The sequence below is a fragment of the Ruegeria aquimaris genome (genome assembly GCF_025751555.1).
In the GTDB taxonomy this organism is placed as follows: domain Bacteria; phylum Pseudomonadota; class Alphaproteobacteria; order Rhodobacterales; family Rhodobacteraceae; genus Ruegeria_B; species Ruegeria_B aquimaris.
In genome coordinates, this window is sequence record NZ_JAOWLB010000007.1 from 157616 (window position 1) to 182076 (window position 24461).

The following is a 24461-nucleotide window of genomic DNA, read 5'->3' on the forward strand; positions in this document are numbered from 1 at the left end:
GAGGAACGATCATGTCGGACCACGATAACAACCTGAGCGTCACCCGCCGCGGCCTGCTGGGCGCGACAGCCACCGGGGCCGTTCTCGCCAGCACCGGGCTGGGGGCCACCCTGATGACCGCGCGCGAGGCATCCGCCGCCGCCAAGGCCAATCTCGAACCCGGCGAGCTGGACGAGTATTACGGCTTCTGGTCCTCGGGCCAGACCGGCGAACTGCGCATCCTCGGCATCCCCTCGATGCGCGAGCTGATGCGGGTGCCTGTGTTCAACCGCTGCTCGGCCACCGGCTGGGGCCAGACCAACGAGTCTCTCAAGGTGCTGACCGAGGGCCTGCTGCCCGAAACCAAGCAGTACCTCGCCGCCAACGGCAAGGTCACCTATGACAACGGCGACCTGCACCACCCGCATATGTCGTTCACCGATGGCACCTATGACGGCCGTTACCTGTTCATGAACGACAAGGCCAACACACGCGTGGCGCGCGTGCGCTGCGACGTGATGAAATGCGACAAGATTATCGAGATCCCCAACGCGCATGACATCCACGGCCTGCGGCCGCAGAAATACCCGCGCACCGGCTATGTCTTTGCCAATGGCGAGCATGAGGCGCCGCTGGTCAATGACGGTCAGATCCTCGACGATCCGTCGCAATATGTGAACATCTTCACCGCGATTGACGGCGACAGCATGGAAATCGCCTGGCAGGTGATCGTGTCGGGCAACCTCGACAACACCGATTGCGACTATCAGGGCAAATACGCCTTCTCGACTTCGTACAACTCGGAAATGGGCATGAACCTGGCCGAGATGACCGAGAACGAGCAGGACCATGTGGTTGTGTTCAACCTCAAGGAAATCGAGGCCGGCATCGCCGCGGGCGACTATCAGGAGCTGAACGGCGTCAAGGTTGTCGACGGGCGCAAGGGCGCGGGCAAGAACTATACCCGCTATATCCCGATCCCCAACAGCCCGCATGGCTGTAACGCCGCCCCCGACAAGCGCCACATCATGATCAACGGCAAGCTGTCGCCCACCGTGTCGGTGATCGACGTCGAAAAGGTCGATGCGCTGTTCACGGACAATGCCGATCCGCGCTCGGCCATCGTGGCCGAACCGCAGTTGGGTCTTGGGCCGCTCCACACCGCGTTCGACAACAAGGGCAACGCCTATACCACCCTGTTCCTGGACAGTCAGGTGGTGAAGTGGAACATCGCAAAGGCGATCGAGGCCTATGCCGGCGCCGATGTCGACCCGATCCTCGACAAGGTCGATGTGCAGTATCAGCCGGGCCACAACTCGACCTCGATGGGAGAAACCGCCGAGGCCGACGGCAAATGGCTGATCTCGATGAACAAGTTCTCCAAGGACCGGTTCCTGAATGTCGGCCCCTTGAAGCCCGAGAACGAACAGCTGATCGACATCTCCGGCGACAAGATGAAGGTGGTGCATGACGGCCCGACCTTTGCCGAGCCGCATGACAGCATCATCGTGCATCGCTCCAAGGTGAACCCGGTCAACGTCTGGAACCGCGACGACCCGATGTGGGAAGACGCCCGCCAGCAGGCCGCCGCCGATGGCGTCGACCTGGAGGAAGGCGCCGAGGAGCCGATCCGCGACGGCAACAAGGTGCGGGTCTACATGACGTCCGTGGCGCCGACCTTCAGCCTTGAGAAGTTCACGGTGAAACAGGGCGACGAGGTGACGGTCTATGTCACCAACCTCGACGATGTGGATGACGTGACCCACGGCTTCTGCATGGCCAACTTTGGCGTTGCAATGGAAGTGGCGCCGCAGGCGACCGCCTCGGTCACCTTCGTCGCTGACCGTCCGGGCGTGCACTGGTTCTATTGCCAGTGGTTCTGCCACGCGCTGCACATGGAAATGCGCGGCCGGATGTTTGTCGAACCGCGGGGAGCATAAATCATGCGCTGGCCCCTGCTGATTGCGACCCTGTTTGCCACGCCCCTTTGGGCGGCGGATTGGGACGTGCCCAACCGGGCGGGGGCCATCGCCCGGACACTGGCCCAGGCGGCGGATGGTGACACCCTCCGCCTGGCGCCCGGCATCTATGCCGAAACCCTGGTCCTGTCCCGGTCCGTCACCCTTGACGGGATGGGGCAGGCCACCATTGACGGGCAGGGCGCGGGCAGCGTGATCACCGTGACCGGCCCCGACGTGACCCTGCGAGGGCTGACCGTGGTCGGCTCCGGCTCGGACCATGACGGCATCGACAGCGGTATCCAGCTGACCAAGACCGCCCGCGCCCCGGTGGTGGAAAACAACATGCTGATCGGCAATCTCTACGGCGTCGATATCCACGGCGCCAAGGACGCGCTGGTCAGGGGCAACCGGATCGAGGGCCGCCAGGACCGCCACATGAACGCGCGCGGTAACGGGGTCTATGTCTGGAACGCCCCCGGCGCGGTGGTCGAAGAGAACGATATCCGATACGGGCGCGACGGCATCTTCGTGAACTCCTCGCGCCGCAACATCTTTCGCAACAACCTGTTTCGCGATCTGCGTTTTGCCGTGCATTACATGTATGCCGACAATTCCGAGGTCACGGGCAATGTCTCGATCGGTAACGACCTGGGCTATGCGGTGATGTTCACCAGCCGGGTCAAGGTGGTCGACAACGTCTCGATCGGTGACCGCGAACATGGGGTCATGCTGAACTATGCCAATGACAGCGTGATCTCGGGCAATGTGGTGAAAGGGGCAAAGGAGAAATGCACCTTCCTCTACAATGCCAACAAGAATGAGTTTACCGACAACTGGTTCGAAGGCTGCGGCATCGGCATCCATTTCACCGCCGGGTCCGAGCGCAACCGGATCGTCGGCAACGCCTTTGTCGGCAACCGGACCCAGGTCAAATATGTCTCGACCAAATGGGTCGAGTGGTCCGAGGACGGGCGCGGCAACTACTGGTCCGATTTTGCCGCCTATGACGTCAATGGCGACGGCATCGCCGACGCTCCCTATCGCCCCAACGATAGCATGGACCATGTGCTGTGGACGCAACCCGCAGCCAAGTTGCTGCTTGGCTCCCCTGCCGTGCAGCTGGTGCGCTGGTCGCAATCCGCCTTTCCGGTCCTTCTGCCCGGCGGCGTGATCGACAGCAACGCCCTGATCAAAGCCCCTGAACCTCCAGCCCTGAAAAAGGTGCCTCATGACGGATAAGGCCCTGACCATCACATCGTTGTGCAAGGATCGCGGGCCAACCCGCGTTCTGAGCGATATCACCCTGCATGTCGCCCCCGGCGAGCGCGTGGCGCTCCTTGGACATAACGGCGCCGGGAAATCGACCCTGATCAAATCCATCCTCGGCCTGATCCCGACCGATGGCGGCACGATCCGCATCGGCACTGCTGCCCCCGGCAGCGCCCAGGCCCGCCGCGATACCGCCTATTTGCCCGAGGCGGTGTCTTTCCACCCGGCTCTGACCGGGCGCGAGCAACTGACGCTCTTTGCCCGCCTGTCTGGCGAACGGGCCGATGTGCCCGGACTACTGGAACGGGTCGGCCTGGCCGACGCACTGGACCGCCGCATCGGCACCTATTCCAAGGGGATGCGGCAGCGGCTGGGACTGGCGCAGGTGCTGCTGGGCAAACCCCGCGTGGCGCTGCTGGACGAGCCGACATCGGGGCTCGACCCGATCTCGCGCCAGGATCTCTATGCCATCATCGACGAACTGGCCGGGCAGGGGGCTGCGGTGCTGATCGCCAGCCACGCCCTGACCGAGGTCGAGGCCCGCACCGACCGCATCGCCATCCTGCGCAAGGGGGTCAAGGTGGCCGACGACACGCTGGCCAACCTGTCGGCGCTGGCGGGTCTGCCAATCCGCCTGCGGGTCAGGGCGCGCGAAAACGCCGATGCGCTGGCCGCCCGGCTGGGCGGCAACCGTGTCAACGGCGCCTCGGTCGAGCTTCTGTGTTCACCCGACGACAAGATGGAGGCGCTGCGCCGCATCGCCGCCATGGGCGAGGCGGTGGCCGATCTGGAGATGACCCCGCCCAAGCTCGAAGACCTCTACCGCCACTATGCAAGGGAGACCGTGCAATGACCCGCTTTCTTGCCATCACCCGGGCCGAAATGCTGATCCTGCGCCGCAACCGCTGGCTGCTGGTGGCGACGCTGATCATGGTGCTGTTCGCGCTGGCCCTGACATTTGCGGGCAGTGCGCCCACTGGCACGCTGGGCGTGGACATGCTGACTGTCTCGGTCGCCTCGATGACGACGCTCAGCGTCTATCTCGCGCCGCTCCTGGCGCTGATGATCTCGTTCGATGCCGTGGCAGGCGACGTGGACCGGGGCAGCCTGGCGCTGCTCCTGTCCTATCCCGCCGGTCGGGCCGAGATCCTGCTGGGCAAGTTCACCGCCCATCTGGCCGCGCTGGCCTTTGCCATGACCGTGGGCTTTGGCACCGCAGGTGCGGTGGCCGCCTGGTTCGGTGGGGCAGGGCCTGAAAGCCTGATGGCGCTTCTGCGCCTCATCCTAACCTCGATCCTGTTGGGCGCCGTGTTCCTGGCGCTTGGATCCCTGCTGTCGGCCCTGGCACGGGGCGCCACGGCTGCGGCAGGTCTGTCGGCCGGGCTCTGGCTGGTCTTTGTCGTTCTGTATGACCTGGGGCTTTTGGGGGCCGTGGTCATGGATCAGGGCGGTACCTTCACCCGTTCCGTCTTCCCATGGGTGATGGTGGCCAACCCGGCCGACGCTTTCCGTTTGTGGAACATCGCCGCGACCGAAGGCGTCGCCATGACCTCGGGCATGACCGGCGCCGCACAGGCGCTGCCGGTCTGGGCCGCGCCGGTATCGCTGCTGGTCTGGCCGGTCCTGGGGTTTGTCCTGGCCTGGGCCGCGTTCCGGAGGCTCGAACCATGAGGACACTTGCGCTCATCGCCCTGGTTGCCCTTGCCGCCTGCAAGGAGGAAGAGGCCAAGGCGCCGCCCGCCCCGGTGGAACTGACCGAGGCCGCGCTCAGCTACTTCTGCCAGATGAACGTGGCCGAGCATGGCGGGCCCAAGGGACAGATCCATCTCGATGGATATCCAGCCCCGATCTTTTTCGCCCAGGTCCGCGATCTGGTCACCTATCTGAAAAGCCCAGAGCGCGAGGCGGAGATTACCGCCGTCTATGTCAGCGACATGGGCGCGGCCGTCAGCTGGGCAGAACCGGGTTCAATGAACTGGACCCCCGCCAATACAGCTTTATTTGTCGTCGGGGCGGGTGTCGCCGGGGGCATGGGTGCCCCTGAAATCGTACCCTTTGCCGATCCGACGGCGGCCGAGGGCTTTGTCGCCCGTTATGGTGGCCGTATCCTGTCGCTCGACGACATACCCGACGCCGAGGTACTGGGGCCGGTTGATCTGAACCAGACCCTGCAAAATCCGGCGTGACCTAGAAAGACCAACCTCAACCAAGAAGGAGAGAGAGATGCTCAAATCCAGACTGATCCTGACGGCGCTGGCCGCGGCGCTGGCGATGCCAGCGCTTGCCGATGGCGATGCCGACAAGGGCAAGAAAGTCTTCAACAAATGCAAGGCCTGCCATGCGGTGGGCGAAGGGGCGGCCAACAAGGTCGGGCCGCAGCTGAACGGTATTGTCGGCGCAGCTGCCGGTCAGGTCGAAGGGTTCAAGTATTCCGATGCCCTGACCGAGGCCGCAGCCGGCGGTCTGGTCTGGGACGAGGCGAATCTGGCCGCCTTCCTTGCCAAGCCCAAGGATTTCATGAAGGGCACCAAGATGAGCTTTGCCGGGCTCAAGAAGGAAGACGAGATCGAAGACGTCATTGCCTATCTGCAAGGCTTCTGACCGGTCAAGGGGCGGCAGGCAGGCCTGCCGCCCGCGTCAACCGTCCAGCGAGACCCAGAGAACGCGCGCGTCCTCCTTGCTGGTCGAGACGCAGCCATGGCCCATGCCGCTGTCATAATAGACGCTGTCGCCCGCCTTCATCTGCAACGGGCGGTAATGTTCGGTATAGAGCGTCAGCTCGCCGCTCAGCACGAACATGAACTCTTCGCCCCGGTGGCGCACCCAGGTATCGAACTCGCTGACATCGCGGGCCTTGATCGTGCTGATATAGGGCAGCATCCGCTTGCTGGTCAGTTCGGTGCACAAGAGTTCATGATCATAGGTGCGGGTGACCTGATGTTCGCCCTGATCCTTGCGGGTGAAATCGCGGCGGCCGGAAATGTCGCTCTTGCCCGACTGCACAAAGAGCTGTGGCGTCTCCAGTTCCAGCGCCTGCATCAGGCGGCGGATGATGTCGAAACTGGCGCGGGTCTGGTTGTTCTCGATCTTGGACAGGGTCGACCGCCCGATGGCGGCGGCGCGCGCGACCTCCTCCAGGGTCATCCCCTTGTCCTTGCGTGCCTCGCGAATCATGCGGCCAAGGGTTTCGCCATCGGGCGCTTCCAGCCCCTCGACGCTCAGGCCTTCGTCTTCTGTCTGAACCGGCTCCATGCGCATTCCCCTGATTTCGGCGGTTGATCTCCCTCATAACCCTAACGTATTCGAATTTTCCAAATCAAATCTTTTGTTGCCAATAGGGGAAAAGTTTCCTATACGATACATCAGAATTGTGCGCCATGGAATACAGACCGGGCGCACAGCGAAACTCAGGGGGGATCCGGTGGGCCTGCCACTTGCGACACTGATCGGTGAAATGGGCCATGGTTCTTGCCATGTGTCGGTTTCGCGCCCCGCCTCCCCTCTTTCCGCCTTGCCGCTCCGCCGACATCACCGTGTCAAAGCTTCTCTCCTCCTCTCCCTTCGGCATGGGGATCGGCGGGGCGGCAACCCTTTCCCTTTGCGTGCCCTGCGCGAGCTCAAGGACAAACCAGATCATGACTGACACGCCCAAACGCACCCCGCTCTATGACCTGCATGTCGAGCTTGGCGGCAAGATGGTGGATTTCGCCGGATGGGAAATGCCGGTGCAATACCCGATGGGGATCATGGGCGAGCACAAGCAGTGCCGCGAAAAGGCGGCGCTGTTCGATGTCAGCCACATGGGGCAGGTGATCCTGCGCGGGGAAGATATCGGCGCCAAACTGGAAAAGCTCTGCCCGCAGGTGTTCTCGACCCTGCCCGAAGGCAAGGCGCGCTATGGCTTCTTCACCAATGCCCAGGGCGGCATCATGGATGACCTGATCGTGTCGAACGCGGGCGAATACTTCTTTGTGGTGGTGAACGCGGCGCTGCGCCATCAGGATATCCCGCATATGGCGGCGCACCTGGACGGGGTCGAGGTGACCGAGATCTTCGACCGCGCGCTGGTCGCGGTGCAAGGCCCCAGCGCCGAGGATGTGGTGGGCCGCCTCTGCCCCGCAGCGCGCGACCTGAAGTTCATGGAGACGATGCTGGGTCAGATCGACGGCGTAGACTGCCGCATCTCGCGGCTGGGCTATACCGGTGAGGACGGTTACGAAATCTCGATCCCCGAAGGCGAGGCGATCCGCATCTCGCGCCTGTTTCTGGCGCATGAGGATTGCGAACCGGCGGGCCTGGGCGCCCGAGACAGCTTGCGGCTGGAAGCGGGGCTTTGCCTTTACGGCAACGACATCGACAATGCCACCTCGCCGATCGAGGCCAGCCTGCTCTGGGCGATCCAGAAACGTCGCCGCGAAGAGGGTGGTTTCCCAGGCGCCGAGCGCATCCTGAAAGAGATCGCCGAAGGCGCCCCGCGCAAGCTGGTCGGTATCAAGCCCGAAGGCCGTGCACCCGCCCGCCAGCATGTGGAGATCCAGAGCCTTGACGGCGAGACCATCGGTGAGATCACCTCGGGCGGCTTCGGCCCCACGGTCGGCGCGCCGGTGGCAATGGGCTATGTCGCCAGCGCCCACGCGGCGCCGGGCGACAAGGTCAACCTGATCATCCGGGGCAAGGCCCAGCCCGCCGAAATCGTCGCGCTGCCGTTCGTCGCGCAGAATTACAAACGCTAGCTCCTGCCAGAGGCAGGGGTACAAAGCCTTGACCAAGGCTTTGTCCACAAGGTTTTTCCAAAACCTTGCCCGCGCCCGCCGCAGCCGAAATACACCATCCGAAGGATCGACAAACATGACCATCTACTACTCCGAAGACCACGAATGGCTCAGCGTCGAGGGCGAGATCGCCACGCTGGGCATCACCAAACACGCAGCCGACCAGCTGGGCGAAGTGGTGTTCATCGAACAGAAAGAAGCCGGTGACGAATTTGCCCAGGGCGACGAGATCGGCGTGATCGAGTCGGTCAAGGCCGCCTCCGAGATCTATGCTCCCGTCGATGGCGAAGTGGTCGAGGTAAACGAGGAACTGGCCGACAATCCCGGCGCCCTGAACGAAAGCCCCGAGGGCGACGCCTGGATCTACAAGATCAAGCTCAGCGATGCGTCGCAGCTTGACGGGCTGATGGATCTCGCCGCCTATAAAGACATGATCGGCTAAGCCGCCAGCCGCCGGCCCTGCCGGCGGCTCCCACCGCCTGACGAGGACCCAGAGCCATGGCCTTCAAACTCACCGATTACGAAGCCTACGATTTCGCCAACCGCCGCCATATCGGACCCAGCCCGCGTGAGATGGCCGACATGTTGCAGGTGATCGGCTTCAAGACGCTCGACCAGCTGATCGACGCCACCGTGCCGCCGTCGATCCGGCAGAAAGAGGCGCTGGACTGGGGTCCGGCCATGACCGAGCGCGACGCGCTCTATCACATGAAACAGGTGGCCTCGAAGAACAAGGTTCTCACCTCGCTGATCGGCCAAGGCTATTACGGCACCACCACCCCGGCGCCGATCCTGCGCAACATCCTGGAAAACCCGGCCTGGTACACCGCCTATACCCCCTATCAGCCGGAAATCAGCCAGGGCCGGCTTGAGGCGCTGTTGAACTACCAGACCATGGTCAGCGATCTGACCGGGCTGGACGTGGCCAACGCCTCGCTTCTGGACGAGGCCACCGCCGCCGCCGAAGCGATGACCATGGCACAGCGCGGCGGTCGGTCCAAGGCCAACAATGCCGCCTTCTTCGTCGACAAGAACTGCCACCCGCAGACCATTGCCGTGATCAAGACCCGTGCCGAGCCTCTGGGCATCGACGTCAAGGTCGCCGATCCTGACGAGCTGGAGGCCGGTGCCGTATTCGGTGCGATCTTCCAGTATCCGGGCACCTATGGCCATGTGCGCGACTTCACCAAGGAAATCGCAGCGCTGCACGAACATAACGCCATCGCCATCGTGGCCGCCGACATCCTGTCGCTGGCCCTGCTGAAAAGCCCGGGCGAAATGGGCGCCGACATCGCCATCGGCTCGACCCAGCGCTTTGGCGTGCCCATGGGCTTCGGCGGACCGCACGCCGCCTATATGTCCACCACCGACAAGCTCAAACGTGCGATGCCGGGCCGGATCATCGGCGTCAGCATCGACGCGCGCGGAAACAAGGCGTACCGCCTCGCGCTTCAGACCCGTGAACAGCACATCCGCCGGGAAAAGGCCAACTCGAACGTCTGCACCGCGCAGGCCCTGCTGGCCGTCATCGCCTCGATGTATGCCGTCTATCACGGCCCCGACGGGATCAAGGCCATCGCGCAATCGGTGCACCGCAAGACCTCGCGCCTCGTGGACGGTCTGGTCGAGGCCGGGTTCAAAGTGGAACCGGAAGTGTTCTTTGACACCATCACCGTCGAGGTCGGCCCGCTCCAGAAAACCGTGATGGAAGCCGCCGTTGCCCGGGGCGTCAACCTGCGCAAGGTGGGTGACGACCGGATCGGCATCTCGCTCGACGAGCAGACCCGCGCCGAGACCATCGAGGCGGTCTGGGGTGCCTTTGGCATCGACAAGAAAGACGACAGCGTTGCCAACCGCAGCTATCATCTGCCGGACTACGCGCTGCGGGAAAGCCCCTATCTGACCCACCCGATTTTTCACAAGAACCGGGCCGAGGCCGAGATGACCCGCTACATGCGCCGTCTGGCCGACCGCGACCTGGCGCTTGACCGTGCCATGATCCCGCTGGGGTCCTGCACGATGAAGCTCAACGCCACCATCGAGATGATCCCGGTCACCTGGCCCGAGTTCGGCAACCTGCACCCCTTCGTCCCCGACGATCAGGCGCAGGGCTACCACGAGATGATTGCGGACCTGAACGACAAGCTGTGCCAGATCACCGGCTATGACGCGATCAGCCAGCAACCCAATTCGGGCGCGCAGGGCGAATATGCGGGTCTGCTGACCATCCGCAACTATCACGTTGCCAATGGCCAGGGACACCGCAACGTCTGCCTGATCCCGACCTCGGCACATGGCACCAACCCGGCCTCGGCCCAGATGGTCGGCTGGAAGGTCGTGCCGATCAAGTCCGACGACAAGGGCAATATCGACGTGGCCGATTTCCGCGCCCGCGCCATCGAGCATTCGGATAACCTTGCGGCTTGCATGATCACCTACCCCTCTACCCACGGTGTTTTCGAAACCACCGTGCAAGAGGTCTGCGACATCACCCATGAACATGGCGGCCAGGTCTATATCGACGGGGCCAACATGAACGCGATGGTTGGTCTGTCGCGGCCGGGTGACATCGGTGGCGACGTCAGCCACCTGAACCTGCACAAGACCTTCTGCATTCCGCATGGCGGTGGTGGCCCCGGCATGGGACCGATCGGGGTCAAGGCGCATCTGGCCGAACATCTGCCCGGCCATCCGGAATACGGCACCGCCGTCGGCCCGGTCTCGGCCGCGCCCTTCGGTTCGCCCTCGATCCTGCCGGTCAGCTGGGCTTATGTGCTGCTGATGGGCGGCGCCGGTCTGACCCAGGCCACCAAGGTCGCGATCCTGAACGCCAACTATATCGCGGCCCGGCTCAAGGACGCCTATCCGATCCTCTACACCTCGGAGACCGGTCGGGTGGCGCATGAATGCATCCTCGACACCCGCCCGCTGAACGACGAGGGTGGCGTGACGGTGGACGACGTGGCCAAGCGCCTGATCGACAGCGGTTTCCACGCGCCGACGATGAGCTGGCCGGTGGCGGGCACGCTGATGGTGGAACCGACCGAATCCGAGCCCAAGGAAGAGCTCGACAGGTTCTGCGAGGCGATGCTGTCGATCCGGGCCGAGGCGCAGGATATCATCGACGGCAAGATCGACCCGGAAAACAATCCGCTGAAACACGCCCCCCACACGGTGCGTGACCTGGTGGGGGACTGGGACCGGCCCTATAGCCGCGAACAGGCGTGTTTCCCTCCGGGCAATCTGGGCGTCGACAAATACTGGCCGGCAGTCAATCGGGTGGACAACGCCTATGGCGACCGTCACCTGGTCTGCACCTGCCCGCCGATGAGCGCCTATGAGGAAGCCGCCGAATAAGGCGGCACAGCCAAAGTCGGCCGCGCCCGTCCCGGACAGGCGCGGCCAGACGCAAGAGGGAGGGCCAAGTGACCTGTTGCGCATCCACCGGGGCCACTGACCTGCCCGCCCCGCCCCGCCATATCGACATCATTCTGCCCGAGGGCGCCGCGCCCTCTTCGGCCAGAATGCTGGCCGATCTTTTCCGGGCCGCCAACGAGATCCTCCCAGGCAAGCCCTATCGCATCTCGGCGCACCGGCTCTCGGCCCAGCCGGGCGGCGACCCGCGCAAGTGGCAGCGCCGGACGGTGATCTTCCTGGGTGACATCCACAAGAGATGGCCCGTCGCCGACAAGGAATCCGCCCGGATTCACCGCATCCTGTCTCTGGCCCCGCGCACCGTCCTGATTGGCGGCGCGGTGTTCCTGTTGGGCAATACCGGGCTGGCGCAGGGCCGGGCCATGGCGGTTCATCCCAACTTCTCTGCCTCCGCCCGGGAAGAGGGGCTGGATTGCGGCGACGGGTCCGATCTGACAACCCGGAACGGCTGTATTTCCACTGCCATCAGCGCCTTTGCCGCCTTGCCGGTCATACTGGAGCTGATCGCGCAGGATCACGGTGCCTTTGCCGCCCATGCGCTTGGCACCTATCTTGGCCTGAAACAGACCCAGCCCAACCGGCACAGCCGCCTGTCGCTTGGGTTGTTGCACAAGGCGCGCGGCGACCGGCTGATCGACAATTGCCTGTCGCTGATGCAGGCCCATATCGAACAGCCGCTGAAGATCGGTGAACTGGCCCGGCATCAGGGTGTTTCCACCCGCAAGCTGCAACGCCGGTTTCTCGATCTGATCGGCGAAGGGCCGCTGACAATCTACCGGGCGCTCAGGATCGAGCGGGCACAGCAATTGCTGGTCCAGACCAGCCTGCCCCTGTCCGAGATCATTCTGGCCACCGGGTTTGGCACCCATTCGAACCTCGCCCGCTGGGTGCGCAAGGAATATGGTGTCAGCCCGCAGACCCTCAGGCAGCAGGCGTTTCGCGGCGCCGCCTGATCCCCGTTGACAGCCATGGCGCCGATCAGCACAAGTTTCAGCCATGACCGAGACACTGGACCTGACCGCCTGGATCGGGCGGAGCGAGACCCGCAGCGAACGCATCGCCCCCTTTCCCGCCAATGCCCTGGCGGCGACCCTGAATCGCGACGATCCCGAATACACCGAGGGATCGGACCTGCCGCCGCTCTGGCACTGGCTGCATTTCCTGCCCGTCTACAAGCTCTCCGACGCCGGATATGACGGACACGCCGCCCTTGGCGGCTTCCTGCCGCCGGTGCCTCTGCCGCGCCGTATGTGGGCCGGCAGCCGGTTGCGGTTCATCGAACCGCTGCGGATCGGGCGCGCGTTGCGCAAGGTTTCCACGGTCCGCTCGGTCGCGCCGAAAGAGGGGCGCACGGGCCAGCTTGTCTTTGTCACCGTCGGACATCAGGTGTTCGACAATGAAACTCTCTGCGTCGAAGAAGAGCACGACATCGTCTATCGCGAGGCGCCGCGCCCCTCTGACCCGGTGCCGCCGCCGCCTGCCGCCCCCGACAGTTGGGATTTTGCCCGCGATGTTCATCCCGACCCGGTGATGCTGTTCCGCTATTCAGCACTCACCTTCAACGGTCACCGCATCCACTATGACCAGCCGTTCTGTGTCACTACCGAAGGTTATGAGGGGCTGGTCGTGCATGGCCCGCTGCTGGCCACGCTGCTGCTGGACCTGCTGCGCCGCGAGAAACCGGAGGCCATCGTGAAGAGCTTCGAATTCCGTGCCATTTCGACCGTGTTTGACACCACTGATTTCTCGGTGCATGGCGCGGCTGAGGCGGATGGCAAGACCTTTCGCCTCTGGGCCCGGCGGCACGATGGCGCTTTGGCCATGCAGGCACGCGCCACAATCGCCTGATCTCGTGGCAAAAGCGGCTCAATGTGCCGGTTCGTCAGGGTCTTCCGGCACGGCCCGGTGTATCAGTCCTTGGCGGGCAAGTTAACCTCGCCTTCCCAGTCGGAAATTCGGTGCGGGAGTGCCATGAATTGCGACGCCACGCGTGTTCTGGTGGTTCCGCTTCCAGTCATCCCTGAGTATTTGCCGGTGGCGGAAACGATCCGCCACTTGTTGAAGCCAAGACTGACAACTTCCCATCTCATGGTGAACGTGTCCTCGTCCGCTCCGTACACACACACGCCACCACCGGTGATACCGCCGGGACCGCCGAACCCCGAACCGACGCACCGAACAAACCCAGCGTCGATTGATCCTTCGTGAATGGTGTAAGTTCCGTAGTTGTCCTCTTTCCAGAAAACGTTCTCTCCCGCCGGAATTTGCTCTTGTTTGACGACATAGAAATTTGTTGCTGACACCTTCTCTGACGCAATCAGGCACTCAGGCACCAAGACAGCTGCGGCGCATAGAACGATACGGAGCATTCTTCATCCTCGTCGGGAGGCCAAAACCAGCTTGGCAAGCTTACCTGAGCCCGCTCCCCGGCGATACTCCAAATGCAATCGGGAGGCCCAAAGCCGTACACATGGCGGTCATCCCGTCGAAACATTTTCGCGGCCCTTTGACGAAAGACAGCTTTGTCAGGCGCCGCATTCGACAGTCCAGTTCGCGCGAATGCCAGGTCAACATGTGTTGCCAGTGTGTTTGACCCAGATTGCGGGATGTCGCCCTACTCCGACAACAGGTCGCGATAGAGTCCGGTCACCCACGCCGCGAACTGGCGCACCTCGTCACGCTGGGCCGCCTCGTCGCGGGTCACCAGATAATGCGCTCGGCGTTTGGGCAGTTTGCACTCAACCGGCACGATCAGTTCGCTCCGCTCCAGATAGGGGCGGGCAAAGCTCTCCAGCACCATGGTCACGCCGGTGCCCGCGCTGACGATCTGAAGCGCGCTCAGCGAACTGTCGACAAACATCCAGTCGGCCGTCGGGCCCAGGCCCAGCCCGTGCAGGTCCGACAGCTTGCGCCAGTCGGTCTCCGAGCCGATGATCTGCACCACCTGTGACCGGGCCAGCGCCGCGATATCCGGTGCCCCGCCCAGGGCGGCGGCAAAGGCGGGAGAGCAGACCGGCACCGCGGATTCGTGGCCCAAATGCTGAACCAGCGGTTCGTCCCAGGTTCCCAGACCCCAGCGGATATCCAGATCCAGATTGTACAAATCGAACCGATCGGCCCAGATCGAGGTTACAAAACGGACAATTATGTCTGGATGTGCGGTCTGGAACTCGGCCAGATGCGGCGCGATGACCAGCGTCGCGCTTGAAATCGCGGCCCGCACCCGGACCTCGCGTTTGCGCTGTTTGCCGAACAACCCATCGGTCGCGACGGCCATCTCGTCAAAGCTCTTGCGGATTGTCTGGGCATAGGCCAGCCCGATATCCGTCAGCTTGACCCCGCGTGGCAGGCGTTGGAACAGTTGTGCTTTAAGGTGTTGCTCCAAAAGGCGAATTTGCTGACTGACAGCAGCGGGCGTGAGATTCAGCTCCGCCGCCGCAGAGGAAAAACTGCTATGCCGCGCGGCGGCTTCAAAGGACTTGAGCCAGGTCACATGGGGCAGGGCGGGCATGGGCAAGCTTCAACGCTGATTTAGCCTTAGGCGTAAAACGCATCGTTTGATTTGTCTATTGCTCTCTCCGAAATTGCCCGGAAAATCGCGGAAAGACCAACAATGACCAAGGCGCCGGAATTCGATTTCATCATTGTCGGCGCCGGTTCGGCGGGCTGTGTCCTCGCCGACCGACTGACCGAATGCGGGCGATTCACCGTGCAGGTGATCGAAGCCGGCGGCAGTGATCAGAAGTTTTTCATAAAAATGCCAATGGGTTACGGATTGACCTTTTCCGATGCTCGGGTGAACTGGAAATATCAGGCCGAGCCGGATCCGGGCCTTGGGAACCGCATTGGGTACTGGCCGCGCGGCAAGGTGATCGGCGGGTCTTCCTCGATCAACGCGATGGCCTACATGCGTGGCCTGCCGCATGACTTTGACGATTGGGCCAAGGCCGGTGCAACCGGTTGGGACTGGAAAACCGTTCAGGAAACCTATGAGGCGCTGGAAACCGTTGTCGAGGCGGATGGAACCACATGCGGCTCCGGTCCTATTGTCGTCAGCGATCTGAGGAACGCGATGTCCCCCTTCAGCCGCCACTTCCTGGACGCCGCCCGCGACCTGAACTGGCCTGTCCTTGGGGATCTAAACGGCAGCGCATCGCCGGGTCAGAACCAGCATCCGAACGAAGGGATGGGCTACATGCGCGCCACGGTCCGGAATGGGCGCCGATGGTCCGCCGCCGACGTCTTTCTGCGACGAGCGATCAAACGGCACAATCTCTCTGTGGTCATTGGCGCGCGCGTCGAACGTATTCTGACAAAAGAGAAACTGGCGACTGGGGTCCGCTATCGCGTGAACGGCGAGATACGGGAAACCAGCGCTCGGCGCGAGGTGATCCTGAGCGCGGGCGCCATCGACTCGCCCAAGTTGCTGATGCTATCGGGGATCGGTCCTGCCGCCGACCTCAGGACCCTTGGCATAGATATGGTGTTGGACCAGCCGCAGGTTGGGCAGGGGCTACAGGATCATCTTGCCGTTTCGCACTATTACTGGGCCAAGGAAGCGACCCTGAACAGTATCCTCGGTCGACGGACAGGGCAGTTCCGCGCTGGTGTACAATATCTGTTGACGCGCGGAGGGCCGCTGTCGGTCCCCGTGAACCAAGTGAGCGGCTATCTGAGGACCAGCGGCGCGCTTGTCCCGGATGTTCAGGTTTATTGCAACCCCGCCACCTATGCGACCCTGCCGGATGGGGCGCCGCTCGTCGACCGCGACAACGGATTCCTTTTGTGCGTTCAACCCTGTCGACCAACCAGCCGGGGCTGGATCACGTTGAGGTCTGCCGACCCGGCGGCTGCACCGCGCATTCAACCCAATTCACTTTCCACGGCGGAAGACCAGCGAACTGCCGTCGCCGCCAGCCATTTGCTTCAACAACTGGCGCAGTCGCCGACATTGCAGCGCGTGACCCGCGCCCGGCGCGACCCCGATATTCTAGAGATGGACGATGATGCCTTGCTGGAAAACTTCCGCCAGCGCGCCGGAACCGTTTTCCATGCCAGTTGCACATGCCGTATGGGTGACGGGCCGGACACATCCGTAACCGACAACCGTTTGCGGGTGCATGGGATCGGACGGCTGCGGGTCATTGACGCCTCGGCGTTTCCGAATGTCACCTCTGGCAACACCAATGCACCCACGATGATGCTGGCCGACAGGGCGGCTCGGATGGTCATCGAAGACAACCTGGGCCGCTCCGCGGTGGCCTGACCCGACTGGCCCGAGGCTGTTCGGAATATTGATAGGTAAAAATTATTGAAAGCATCAGAAAATAGAACTTAATCCGATCAATCCAACTTGATAGCCTGATCCGGTCAAACAGCAGAGACAGTCCGGTCACACGGATGTCGTCTCTGCCTGTTCGAGTAGGTTTTGCTCAACCCAGATTGGAGACAGACATGGACGGAAACGACGCCCCTGCCTCGGGCCAGTGCCCTGTTGTACACGGACAAGCCGCGGGCTCAGGCATGCGCAACCACCACTGGTGGCCCAACCAGATCAACCTGAAGGTGCTGCATCAGCATTCGTCCAAATCGGATCCGATGGAGGCACATTTCAACTATGCGGAAGCGTTCAAATCGCTGGACCTCGATGCGCTCAAGGCCGATCTGACCGCGCTGATGACCGACAGCCAGGATTGGTGGCCTGCCGATTACGGCCATTATGGCCCGCTTTTCATCCGCATGACCTGGCACGCTGCAGGCACTTATCGCACCGCCGACGGGCGCGGTGGCGGCAATACCGGCAACCAGCGGTTCGCCCCGCTCAACAGCTGGCCCGATAACGGCAACCTGGACAAGGCGCGCCGCCTGCTCTGGCCGATCAAGAAGAAATACGGCGACAAGATCTCCTGGGCCGATCTGCTGATCCTGACCGGCAACGTGGCGCTGGAATCGATGGGCTTCAAGACTTTCGGGTTTGCCGGTGGCCGGCCCGACATCTGGGAGCCCGAAGAGGACATCTATTGGGGGTCCGAAGGCGAATGGCTTGCCCCCTCGGACTCGGCCAACAGCCGCTATTCCGGCGCGCGCGATCTGGAGAACCCTCTGGCCGCGGTCCAGATGGGCCTGATCTATGTGAATCCCGAGGGCCCCGACGGAAACCCGGACATCGTCGCCTCGGGGCATGACGTGATCGAGACCTTTGGTCGGATGGCGATGGACGAGGCCGAGACGGTGGCGCTGGTCGCTGGCGGCCATACTTTCGGCAAGGCGCATGGCAACGGTCCTGCCACCGCAGTCGGCCCCGAGCCGGAAGCGGCCCCGATCGAGGCGATGGGGCTGGGTTGGCTTTCGACGCACGGGTCGGGCAAGGCCGGAGACGCCATTACTTCGGGTATTGAAGGGGCGTGGAAGCCGCACCCGACCACTTGGGACATGGGATACTTCAAGGTCCTGTTCAAGTACGACTGGGAGCTGACCAAGAGCCCGGCGGGCGCCCATATCTGGCTGGCCACCAATGTCGATGAAGAGGATATGGTCGAAGATGCCTTTGACCCGTCGAAAAAGCATCGCCCGATGATGACCACCGCCGACCTGTCGTTGCGGTATCATCCCAAGCTGGCGCCGCATGCCAAGCGCTTTGCCGAGGATCCGGCGGCCTTTGCCGACGCCTTTGCCCGCGCCTGGTTCAAGCTGACCCATCGCGACATGGGCCCGCGCGCGCGCTATCTGGGCAAGGAAGTGCCGGCCGAGGAGTTGATCTGGCAAGATCCGATTCCGGCAGGTTCGGAAATCAGCGAAGCGGATGCCAAGGCGCTCAAGGAACAAATCCTTGCCTCGGGTCTGAGTGTCGCTGAGCTGGTCTCGACAGCCTGGGCCTCTGCCTCGACCTTCCGCGGCTCGGACATGCGCGGCGGTGCCAATGGCGCCCGTATTCGCCTGGCCCCGCAAAAGGACTGGGAGGTGAACCAGCCCGCGCAACTCGCCAAGGTTCTGGGCACACTGGAGGGCATCCAGTCGGCGTTCAATGCTGGCGGCAAGCAAGTGTCGATGGCTGACCTGATCGTGCTGGCCGGGTCGGCGGCTGTGGAAGCGGCGGCAAAGGCCGGTGGCCACGACGTCGACGTGCCGTTTGTTTCGGGCCGTGGCGATGCGACGGCAGAACAGACCGACGCCGAAAGCTTTGCAGTGATGGAACCTGTGATGGACGGGTTCCGGAACTACCAGGCGCGCAAGCTGCGGACGTCTCCGGAAGAGATGCTTGTAGACCGGGCGCAGCTGCTGGGCCTGACTGCACCCGAGATGACGGTGCTGGTCGCGGGCCTGCGTGTTCTGGGTGCCAATCACGGTGGCTCCAAGCACGGCGTGCTTACCGATCGTCCCGGCGTGTTGAGCAACGATTTCCTGGTGAACCTGCTCGATATGGGAACCGAATGGAAACCGGCAGGCGATGGCGTTTACGAGGGCCGCGACCGGGCGACTGGCAAGACCCGCTGGACGGCAACACGTGCCGATCTGGTGTTTGGCTCGAACTCGCAGTTGCGGGCATTGGCCGAACGCTATGCCCAGGATGACGCGGCAGGCGACTTCGTCACCGATTTTGTTGCGGCCTGGACCAAGGTTATGAACGCTGACCGGTTCGATCTGAACTGAACTGTTATCGTCGGTCGATCCTTCGGCCGAGGGATGTAAAGAGAGGCCAGCAATGTGTTTGCTGGCCTCTTTTCGTTGTCTAAGGGAAATTCAACGCACCCTGTTCAGGAACTCCGCAAAGTCTGCCGCGATGCCCCGCGCGGCGCTTTCAAGCAGCCGTGCGCCATCAACGGGGTTGGCGAGCGCGGAGTGCGATCCGACCCGGCCATCGGGAAACTCGGCCCTGTGTTCAGCCGGTGGGCCGTGACGATCACCCGCATGTGCCCGGATGTAATCGGCACTCAGCGATTTCGGCGGCAGGGCGGCCTCGCCTTCGGGCAATGCTCCCAGCAATGCCTGGGTGATGGCGATCTCGGATGGGGTGGCATGCATTCCCTCCCAATCTCCGTAGAGCGTTTTGCGCATCTGGTTGACCTCTGCGGGTTCCCACCAGCTGCGGATGCAGATGGGGGACGGTGCCAGCTCTGTTACCACACGCTCCAATGGCTCAATGTTCGCCCCGTGGCCGTTGACGACATAGACCCCGCGAAACCCTTGTGCCAACAACCCCTGAAACACCGCTCTGGCATGTGCCTGAAACAGGTCCTCGGGCATGGAAACCGTCCCGGGGAAGGCGGTGTTGAACGGCGCGGGCGTATAGGCGAGAGGGGGCGCGACGATGGCGTCGCAAATCTCTGCTGCGGCCAGGGCGACCGCTTCGGCACAGATCGTGTCGGTTCCGATCCGGCCCATTGGGCCATGTTGTTCGGTCGAACCGACGGGCACCATGACCGCGGCGCCCTTTTTCAGGCATGTCTCGACCTGAAGCCATGTCATGTGGGACAGTTGCATTCCCCTCTCCTTTTGACAACGGAGGCCTGTGGTGGCAGAGCGCTTCCCCTTTGTGCAAGAGCGTAATAACCTGTCGGCATGGAAGATTCACCGCCGCTGGATATCGAGAAACCTGCGCTGGACCAGGTTGTCGGAGCGACAGTCAAGACGCACCGGATGCTGGGCGGGCTGACGTTGGCCGAGTTGTCGACACGCTCTGGCGTGTCCACTGCCATGATATCCAAGATCGAGCGCGGACAGGTTTCGGCCTCGCTGGGAACCCTGGCGGCGCTAGCTGGCGGCATCGGAGTTCCGCTGATCAACTTCTTTGCCGGAACGGTTGAGCATTCGGATGTTTCCTTTGTCGCGGCAGGCGAGGGGGTGACCGTGCAGAGGTTGGGAAGCGGTTTTGGTCATACCTACAAGATGATCGGGCGGGCCGAGGCCAGCCATGTCAGTTTCGAAAGCTTCAGTGTCACACTGGAAAAGCCGCTGAAGCCACGACCGCTCTACCGACACCGGGGGTTGGAGTTCATGCATGTCACCAGTGGTGAAATGGTGTTCCAGTGCGGAGAAGCCAAATACCACATGAAACCGGGCGACAGTATCAGCTTTGAATCAAGCAATGCGCATGGGCCGGTTGAGCTCAAGACGGATAGGGTCAGTTTCATTACCCTGGTGACCAAGGCCGTTTCCAACGACCTCTGAGGGAAGCGGCCGCCAAAGGCGGCCACCCTGTCAGGAGCTTACAGACCCCATTTCTTGCGGTTCTCTTCAAAGAAACCCTGGGCCGCTTTCACCTTTACCCAGTTGTTGACGTAGTTGATCCAGACCTGATCGTCCTGAGGCAGGATCATGGCGATGGGCGAGGGCGCGCGGGGTTCGGCATTGGGCACGCGCACGACAGGGAATTTGGCCTCCAGCGTGGACCCTTCGATGTTCGATGTCACGAAAACATCGGCGCGGCCGGCCAGAACCTCCTGGTATCCGCGCGCAGGCGCTTCGACGACCTTGATGTCGGCGTTGGGGAACCATTCTCGCACCAGTTTTTCAAACGTGGTGCCAAGGGTTGTGGCAACCTTCACGCCGGGCTGGTTGATCGAGTCATAGCCCGAGAACTTGTCGGCCTTGTCCTTCGTGGTGAAGGGGAAGATCTCGACGGCGATATAGCTTTCCGAGAAACCCGCAACCTTCATCCGGGGCGGTGAGATCGAGGCAGAACCGGTAATGTGATACTGACCGGCAACCACGCCATTGACCAATGTCTTCCAGTCGGTCGGAACGAACTCGACCTCGACGCCCAGGTCCTTGGCCAATTCGTTCATGATGTCGATGTCGTAACCCTTGTAACTGTTGGTCGCCGGGTCGCGCAGCGTCATCGGGTTCCAGTCGCCCGTTGTGCCGACCTTGAGAATCCCGTTGTCCAAGATGTCGTTCAGCGCCGATTGCGCCTGTGCCGCGGTAGACAGCACCACGCCGACAGCGGCTACCGCTATGGTCTTGAGAAAGCTATTCATGGGTATCTCCTGTTGGTGTTTCTGTGGCCGACTGGAAAACCAGTGGATTTGATACTTGATTTAAGGGCAAGCGGACCGCTAACCTCAAGAAAAATATTTCTCAGGAAGAAAAATGCCCGCTCAAACTCAGCCCCGATCAACACAGGCGATCGAACTCAAGGGCGTGAACAAGTGGTTCGGAACCTTCCATGTTCTCAAGAATATCAACTTGTCCGTTGGTCTGGGTGAAAAAGTTGTGATCTGTGGGCCGTCGGGGTCGGGCAAGTCGACCGTGGTGCGCTGCATCAACCGGCTGGAGGAGCATCAGGAGGGGACGATTCGCGTCGATGGGGTGGAATTGACCAATGATCCGAAATCCGTGGCGGCCATCCGCTCCGAGGTTGGCATGGTTTTTCAGCAGTTCAATCTGTTCCCGCATCTGACGGTTCTTGAAAACCTGACGCTTGGCCCGATCAAGGCACGCGGTATGACCCGGTCAGAGGCCGAGGCGCGCGCGATGCACTATCTCGAGCGGGTGCATATCCCCGATCAGGCCCGCAAGCGCCCCAGCCAGTTGTCCGGTGGACAACAGCAGCGGGTGGCGATCGCGCGCTCGCTTTGCATGGAACCCAAGGTTCTTCTGTTTGACGAACCGACCTCGGCGCTGGACCCGGAAATGATCTCGGAGGTTCTCGATGTCATGGTCACGCTGGCCGAAGAGGGGATGACCATGGTGGTGGTTACGCACGAGATGGGTTTTGCCCGAAAAGTGGCCGATCAGATGGTGTTCATGGACGCGGGCGAGATCGTCGAGCAGGGGCCACCAGAGGAGTTTTTCGGGTCGCCGCGTTCCCCTCGATGCCAGAAGTTCCTGTCACAGATATTGCAGCATTGAGGCGCGAGGGTTGATGAAGAAACTCCTGCTTCTTGCACTTCCCGTTCTGGCGCTTTCGGGATGTTCCAGTTCCTCGACCTGGGGCTGGTACGTCATCAATCCGATGACGCCCGGGGGCTGGATCAATATCAAGTTCCTGATCTCGGGCATGGGCGACACCATACTGATCTCGGTGATCGCGGCAGCTCTGTCCATCGTGGTGGGCCTTGTGGTCGCCCTGCCGGGATTGTCCAAGAAACGCGGCTGGAGGCTGGTCAACCGGATCTATGTAGAATTCATCCGCTCCATCCCCCTGTTGCCCATGTTGTTCTGGGTGTTCTATGGGCTGCCGATCATTTTCCGCGAGATGGGATTGAACATTCCGATTGATCCGTTCTGGGGGGCGGTCATTACGCTGGCGCTGTCGGACAGCGCCTTTACCGCCGAGATCTATCGGGCCGGTATTCAGTCGATCGCCAAGGGTCAGACAGAAGCGGCGCAGACCATCGGTCTGAACTACCTCCAGACCATGCGCTACGTGATCTTGCCGCAGGCGATCCGGCGCATTCTGCCGCCCCTGGCCAACCAGTTCATCTATATCGTCAAGATGAGCGCCTTTGCCAGCGTCATCGGCATGCAGGAACTGACCCGCCGCGCCAATGAACTGGTGGTTACCGAATACCGACCGCTGGAAATCTATACCCTGCTGATCCTTGAATACCTTGTACTGGTTCTGATCATCAGCGCTGGCGTGCGTTGGCTGGAGCGGCGCATGGGCTCGGACGAACGGGGTTGAGGAGGCGAGGCATGGACTGGAAAACCTTCATGGCCGAAATCGAAGGCGATATCGCGGCCTATTCGAAAGAGGTGCCGGAAACCGTTCGCGGTTTCGGCATCATGGGCAAGGCGGCAAAGACCGATGGCGCCCTGAGCGAAAAGACAAAGGAATTCATCGCGCTGGGGATTGCCATTGCGACCCGGTGCGACAGTTGTATCGGTTTTCACGTGCGCTCGCTCGTGCGGCTGGGGGCGACCCGGGCCGAAATGTGCGAGGCCCTGGCGATGGCCACCTACATGGGGGGCGGGCCCTCGTATGCCTATAGCGCCAAGGCGCTGAAGGCGTTTGACGTGTTTTCTGCGTAGGGGGGTGGATATGCGGCCTGACCTGATCGGAGCGGAAGGGTTCTTGCGAAACTGCTGGTATGTCGCCGGACGCAGTGAGGACTTTGGGCGGACGTTGAGCGCGGTCACCATGCTGGAAGAGCAAATCGCGATCTTTCGGGACACCAAGGGCAATGCAATTGCCTTGGAGGACGCCTGTCCGCATCGCAAGCTGCCACTTTCGCGTGGCACTGTCGAAGGTGACAACGTGGTCTGCGGGTATCACGGCCTGACCTTCGATTGTACCGGTGAATGTGTCATTGCCCCGACCCAGCTCGACAATCCGCCGCGCCGCGCCGCTGTTCATTCCTATCCCGCCGAAGACAGGTGGGGTTTCCTGTGGCTCTGGATGGGAGACCCGGACAAGGCGGACCGAGATGCGATTCTGGACATCCCCAATTTCGACAATCCTGACTGGGGCAAGACGCCGAAAGGCGCCATGGAGATGGCTTGTCACTACCTCTATATTATCGACAACCTTCTCGACCCTAGCCATGTGGCCTGGGTTCATCTTTCTTCATTTGCGGGGGCCGGAACCGATAACCGGCCCCTGGATCTGGAGGAGATCGAGAACGGCGTTATCGTCTCGCGCTGGGTTCTGGGCGAAGAGCCGCCACCATACTACAAAGCCATGCTGCCCTTTGGCCCCACCTGCGACCGCAAGCAGCACTACGAGTGTCGCCTGCCATCCACCGCGATTAACATGTCGGTCTATACCCCTGCGGGAGAGGGCGGCGCGCAGAGGCCAGTGTCGCCCAATGCCTTTGTGAACATTTCCTACAATTTCATTACCCCTGTGGATGCCAACCGGTCCCGGTATTTCTGGTTCCAGCATCGCAACATGCATGCCGAGGATCACCAACTCTCGCAACGGATGTTCGAAGGCGCAACAATGGCGTTCAACGAAGACAAGGCCGTTCTGGAGCACGTGCAAACAGGCATGGCGAACCGCAGGTCTGCCTACATCAATCTTGGTCTGGACGCAGGCGCGATGCGTTTTCGCACAAGGGTGGCCCGTCAGATCAGAGCAGAAACCTCTGCCGATTGAGACTTT

Annotated in this window: 23 protein-coding genes; 18 read left to right on the forward strand and 5 right to left on the reverse strand. The window is 62.1% G+C overall.

The annotated features are described in order from the left end of the window. Positions 1–11 precede the first annotated feature (11 nt). The 6 genes from nosZ to OE747_RS12285 are packed head-to-tail and all read left to right on the forward strand — an operon-like array spanning position 12 to position 5810. Positions 12–1919 carry a TAT-dependent nitrous-oxide reductase gene (gene nosZ / locus OE747_RS12260; RefSeq protein ID WP_263828881.1) on the forward strand — a complete coding sequence of 636 codons (1908 nt, stop codon included), beginning with the start codon at positions 12–14 and terminating at the stop codon, positions 1917–1919. Between the two features lie 3 nt (positions 1920–1922). Next, positions 1923–3179, forward strand: a complete 1257-nt coding sequence (locus OE747_RS12265; protein WP_263828882.1) for a nitrous oxide reductase family maturation protein NosD — start codon at positions 1923–1925, stop codon at positions 3177–3179. Next, entirely contained in the window at positions 3169–4062 is an 894-nt protein-coding gene (locus OE747_RS12270; RefSeq protein ID WP_263828883.1) for an ABC transporter ATP-binding protein, read from the forward strand. The genes OE747_RS12265 and OE747_RS12270 overlap by 11 nt, the downstream gene beginning before the upstream one ends. Further along, positions 4059–4880: an ABC transporter permease gene (locus OE747_RS12275; protein WP_263828884.1), complete on the forward strand. Its 822-nt coding sequence runs from the start codon at positions 4059–4061 to the stop codon at positions 4878–4880. Before OE747_RS12270 ends, OE747_RS12275 begins: the two co-directional genes overlap by 4 nt. Further along, positions 4877–5395, forward strand: a complete 519-nt coding sequence (locus OE747_RS12280; protein ID WP_263828885.1) for a nitrous oxide reductase accessory protein NosL — start codon at positions 4877–4879, stop codon at positions 5393–5395. Before OE747_RS12275 ends, OE747_RS12280 begins: the two co-directional genes overlap by 4 nt. A 37-nt stretch (positions 5396–5432) precedes the next feature. Next, complete coding sequence (locus tag OE747_RS12285) at positions 5433–5810, forward strand: c-type cytochrome (protein ID WP_263828886.1); 378 nt, start codon at positions 5433–5435, stop codon at positions 5808–5810. 36 nt (positions 5811–5846) lie between these two features. Here OE747_RS12285 and OE747_RS12290 read toward each other — a convergent pair whose 3' ends face one another. Further along, positions 5847–6461: a helix-turn-helix domain-containing protein gene (locus tag OE747_RS12290; RefSeq protein WP_263828887.1), complete on the reverse strand. Its 615-nt coding sequence runs from the start codon at positions 6459–6461 to the stop codon at positions 5847–5849. 383 nt (positions 6462–6844) lie between these two features. Between OE747_RS12290 and gcvT the strand changes: the two genes are divergently transcribed. The 5 genes from gcvT to OE747_RS12315 all read left to right on the forward strand — a co-directional run bounded on the left by gcvT (position 6845) and on the right by OE747_RS12315 (position 13264). Further along, positions 6845–7942: a glycine cleavage system aminomethyltransferase GcvT gene (gene gcvT / locus OE747_RS12295; RefSeq protein WP_263828888.1), complete on the forward strand. Its 1098-nt coding sequence runs from the start codon at positions 6845–6847 to the stop codon at positions 7940–7942. Between the two features lie 115 nt (positions 7943–8057). Beyond that, a complete protein-coding gene (gcvH, locus tag OE747_RS12300) occupies positions 8058–8423 on the forward strand; it encodes a glycine cleavage system protein GcvH (RefSeq protein ID WP_263388281.1) in 366 nt (121 codons plus the stop codon). Positions 8424–8479: 56 nt separating this feature from the next. Continuing rightward, positions 8480–11338 carry an aminomethyl-transferring glycine dehydrogenase gene (gene gcvP / locus OE747_RS12305; protein ID WP_263828889.1) on the forward strand — a complete coding sequence of 953 codons (2859 nt, stop codon included), beginning with the start codon at positions 8480–8482 and terminating at the stop codon, positions 11336–11338. Positions 11339–11406: 68 nt separating this feature from the next. Continuing rightward, positions 11407–12369 (forward strand): helix-turn-helix domain-containing protein, encoded by a 963-nt coding sequence (locus OE747_RS12310; RefSeq protein ID WP_263828890.1) that lies wholly within the window; start codon positions 11407–11409, stop codon positions 12367–12369. Between the two features lie 43 nt (positions 12370–12412). Beyond that, positions 12413–13264 (forward strand): FAS1-like dehydratase domain-containing protein, encoded by an 852-nt coding sequence (locus tag OE747_RS12315; protein WP_263828891.1) that lies wholly within the window; start codon positions 12413–12415, stop codon positions 13262–13264. A gap of 62 nt (positions 13265–13326) precedes the next feature. On the opposite strand, the gene OE747_RS12320 is transcribed toward OE747_RS12315, so the two are convergent. Both OE747_RS12320 and OE747_RS12325 read right to left on the reverse strand, forming a co-directional pair. Continuing rightward, positions 13327–13785, reverse strand: a complete 459-nt coding sequence (locus OE747_RS12320; RefSeq protein WP_263828892.1) for a hypothetical protein — start codon at positions 13783–13785, stop codon at positions 13327–13329. Between the two features lie 245 nt (positions 13786–14030). After that, complete coding sequence (locus OE747_RS12325) at positions 14031–14927, reverse strand: LysR substrate-binding domain-containing protein (protein WP_263828893.1); 897 nt, start codon at positions 14925–14927, stop codon at positions 14031–14033. Positions 14928–15029: 102 nt separating this feature from the next. On the opposite strand from OE747_RS12325, the gene OE747_RS12330 reads away from it, so the two are divergent. Both OE747_RS12330 and katG read left to right on the forward strand, forming a co-directional pair. Continuing rightward, the gene (locus OE747_RS12330) at positions 15030–16682 is read left to right on the forward strand and encodes a GMC family oxidoreductase (protein ID WP_263828894.1); all 1653 of its coding nucleotides are present in this window, start codon (positions 15030–15032) and stop codon (positions 16680–16682) included. A gap of 188 nt (positions 16683–16870) precedes the next feature. Beyond that, a complete protein-coding gene (gene katG, locus OE747_RS12335) occupies positions 16871–19066 on the forward strand; it encodes a catalase/peroxidase HPI (RefSeq protein ID WP_263828895.1) in 2196 nt (731 codons plus the stop codon). 90 nt (positions 19067–19156) lie between these two features. Here katG and OE747_RS12340 read toward each other — a convergent pair whose 3' ends face one another. Continuing rightward, positions 19157–19897 carry a creatininase family protein gene (locus OE747_RS12340; protein WP_263828896.1) on the reverse strand — a complete coding sequence of 247 codons (741 nt, stop codon included), beginning with the start codon at positions 19895–19897 and terminating at the stop codon, positions 19157–19159. Between the two features lie 78 nt (positions 19898–19975). On the opposite strand from OE747_RS12340, the gene OE747_RS12345 reads away from it, so the two are divergent. Further along, on the forward strand, positions 19976–20584 hold the full coding sequence (locus OE747_RS12345) for a helix-turn-helix domain-containing protein (RefSeq protein WP_263828897.1): 609 nt from the start codon (positions 19976–19978) through the stop codon (positions 20582–20584). A gap of 38 nt (positions 20585–20622) precedes the next feature. On the opposite strand, the gene OE747_RS12350 is transcribed toward OE747_RS12345, so the two are convergent. Beyond that, positions 20623–21393, reverse strand: a complete 771-nt coding sequence (locus tag OE747_RS12350) for a transporter substrate-binding domain-containing protein (protein ID WP_263828898.1) — start codon at positions 21391–21393, stop codon at positions 20623–20625. A gap of 112 nt (positions 21394–21505) precedes the next feature. Between OE747_RS12350 and OE747_RS12355 the strand changes: the two genes are divergently transcribed. From OE747_RS12355 to OE747_RS12370, 4 genes are read left to right on the forward strand one after another with little or no spacing between them, the layout of a single operon-like run. Continuing rightward, positions 21506–22267: an amino acid ABC transporter ATP-binding protein gene (locus OE747_RS12355; protein WP_263828899.1), complete on the forward strand. Its 762-nt coding sequence runs from the start codon at positions 21506–21508 to the stop codon at positions 22265–22267. A gap of 13 nt (positions 22268–22280) precedes the next feature. Continuing rightward, entirely contained in the window at positions 22281–23042 is a 762-nt protein-coding gene (locus tag OE747_RS12360) for an amino acid ABC transporter permease (RefSeq protein WP_263828900.1), read from the forward strand. A gap of 11 nt (positions 23043–23053) precedes the next feature. Further along, a complete protein-coding gene (locus tag OE747_RS12365; protein ID WP_263828901.1) occupies positions 23054–23389 on the forward strand; it encodes a carboxymuconolactone decarboxylase family protein in 336 nt (111 codons plus the stop codon). Positions 23390–23399: 10 nt separating this feature from the next. Beyond that, positions 23400–24455 (forward strand): aromatic ring-hydroxylating dioxygenase subunit alpha, encoded by a 1056-nt coding sequence (locus OE747_RS12370; protein ID WP_263828902.1) that lies wholly within the window; start codon positions 23400–23402, stop codon positions 24453–24455. Positions 24456–24461 lie beyond the last annotated feature (6 nt).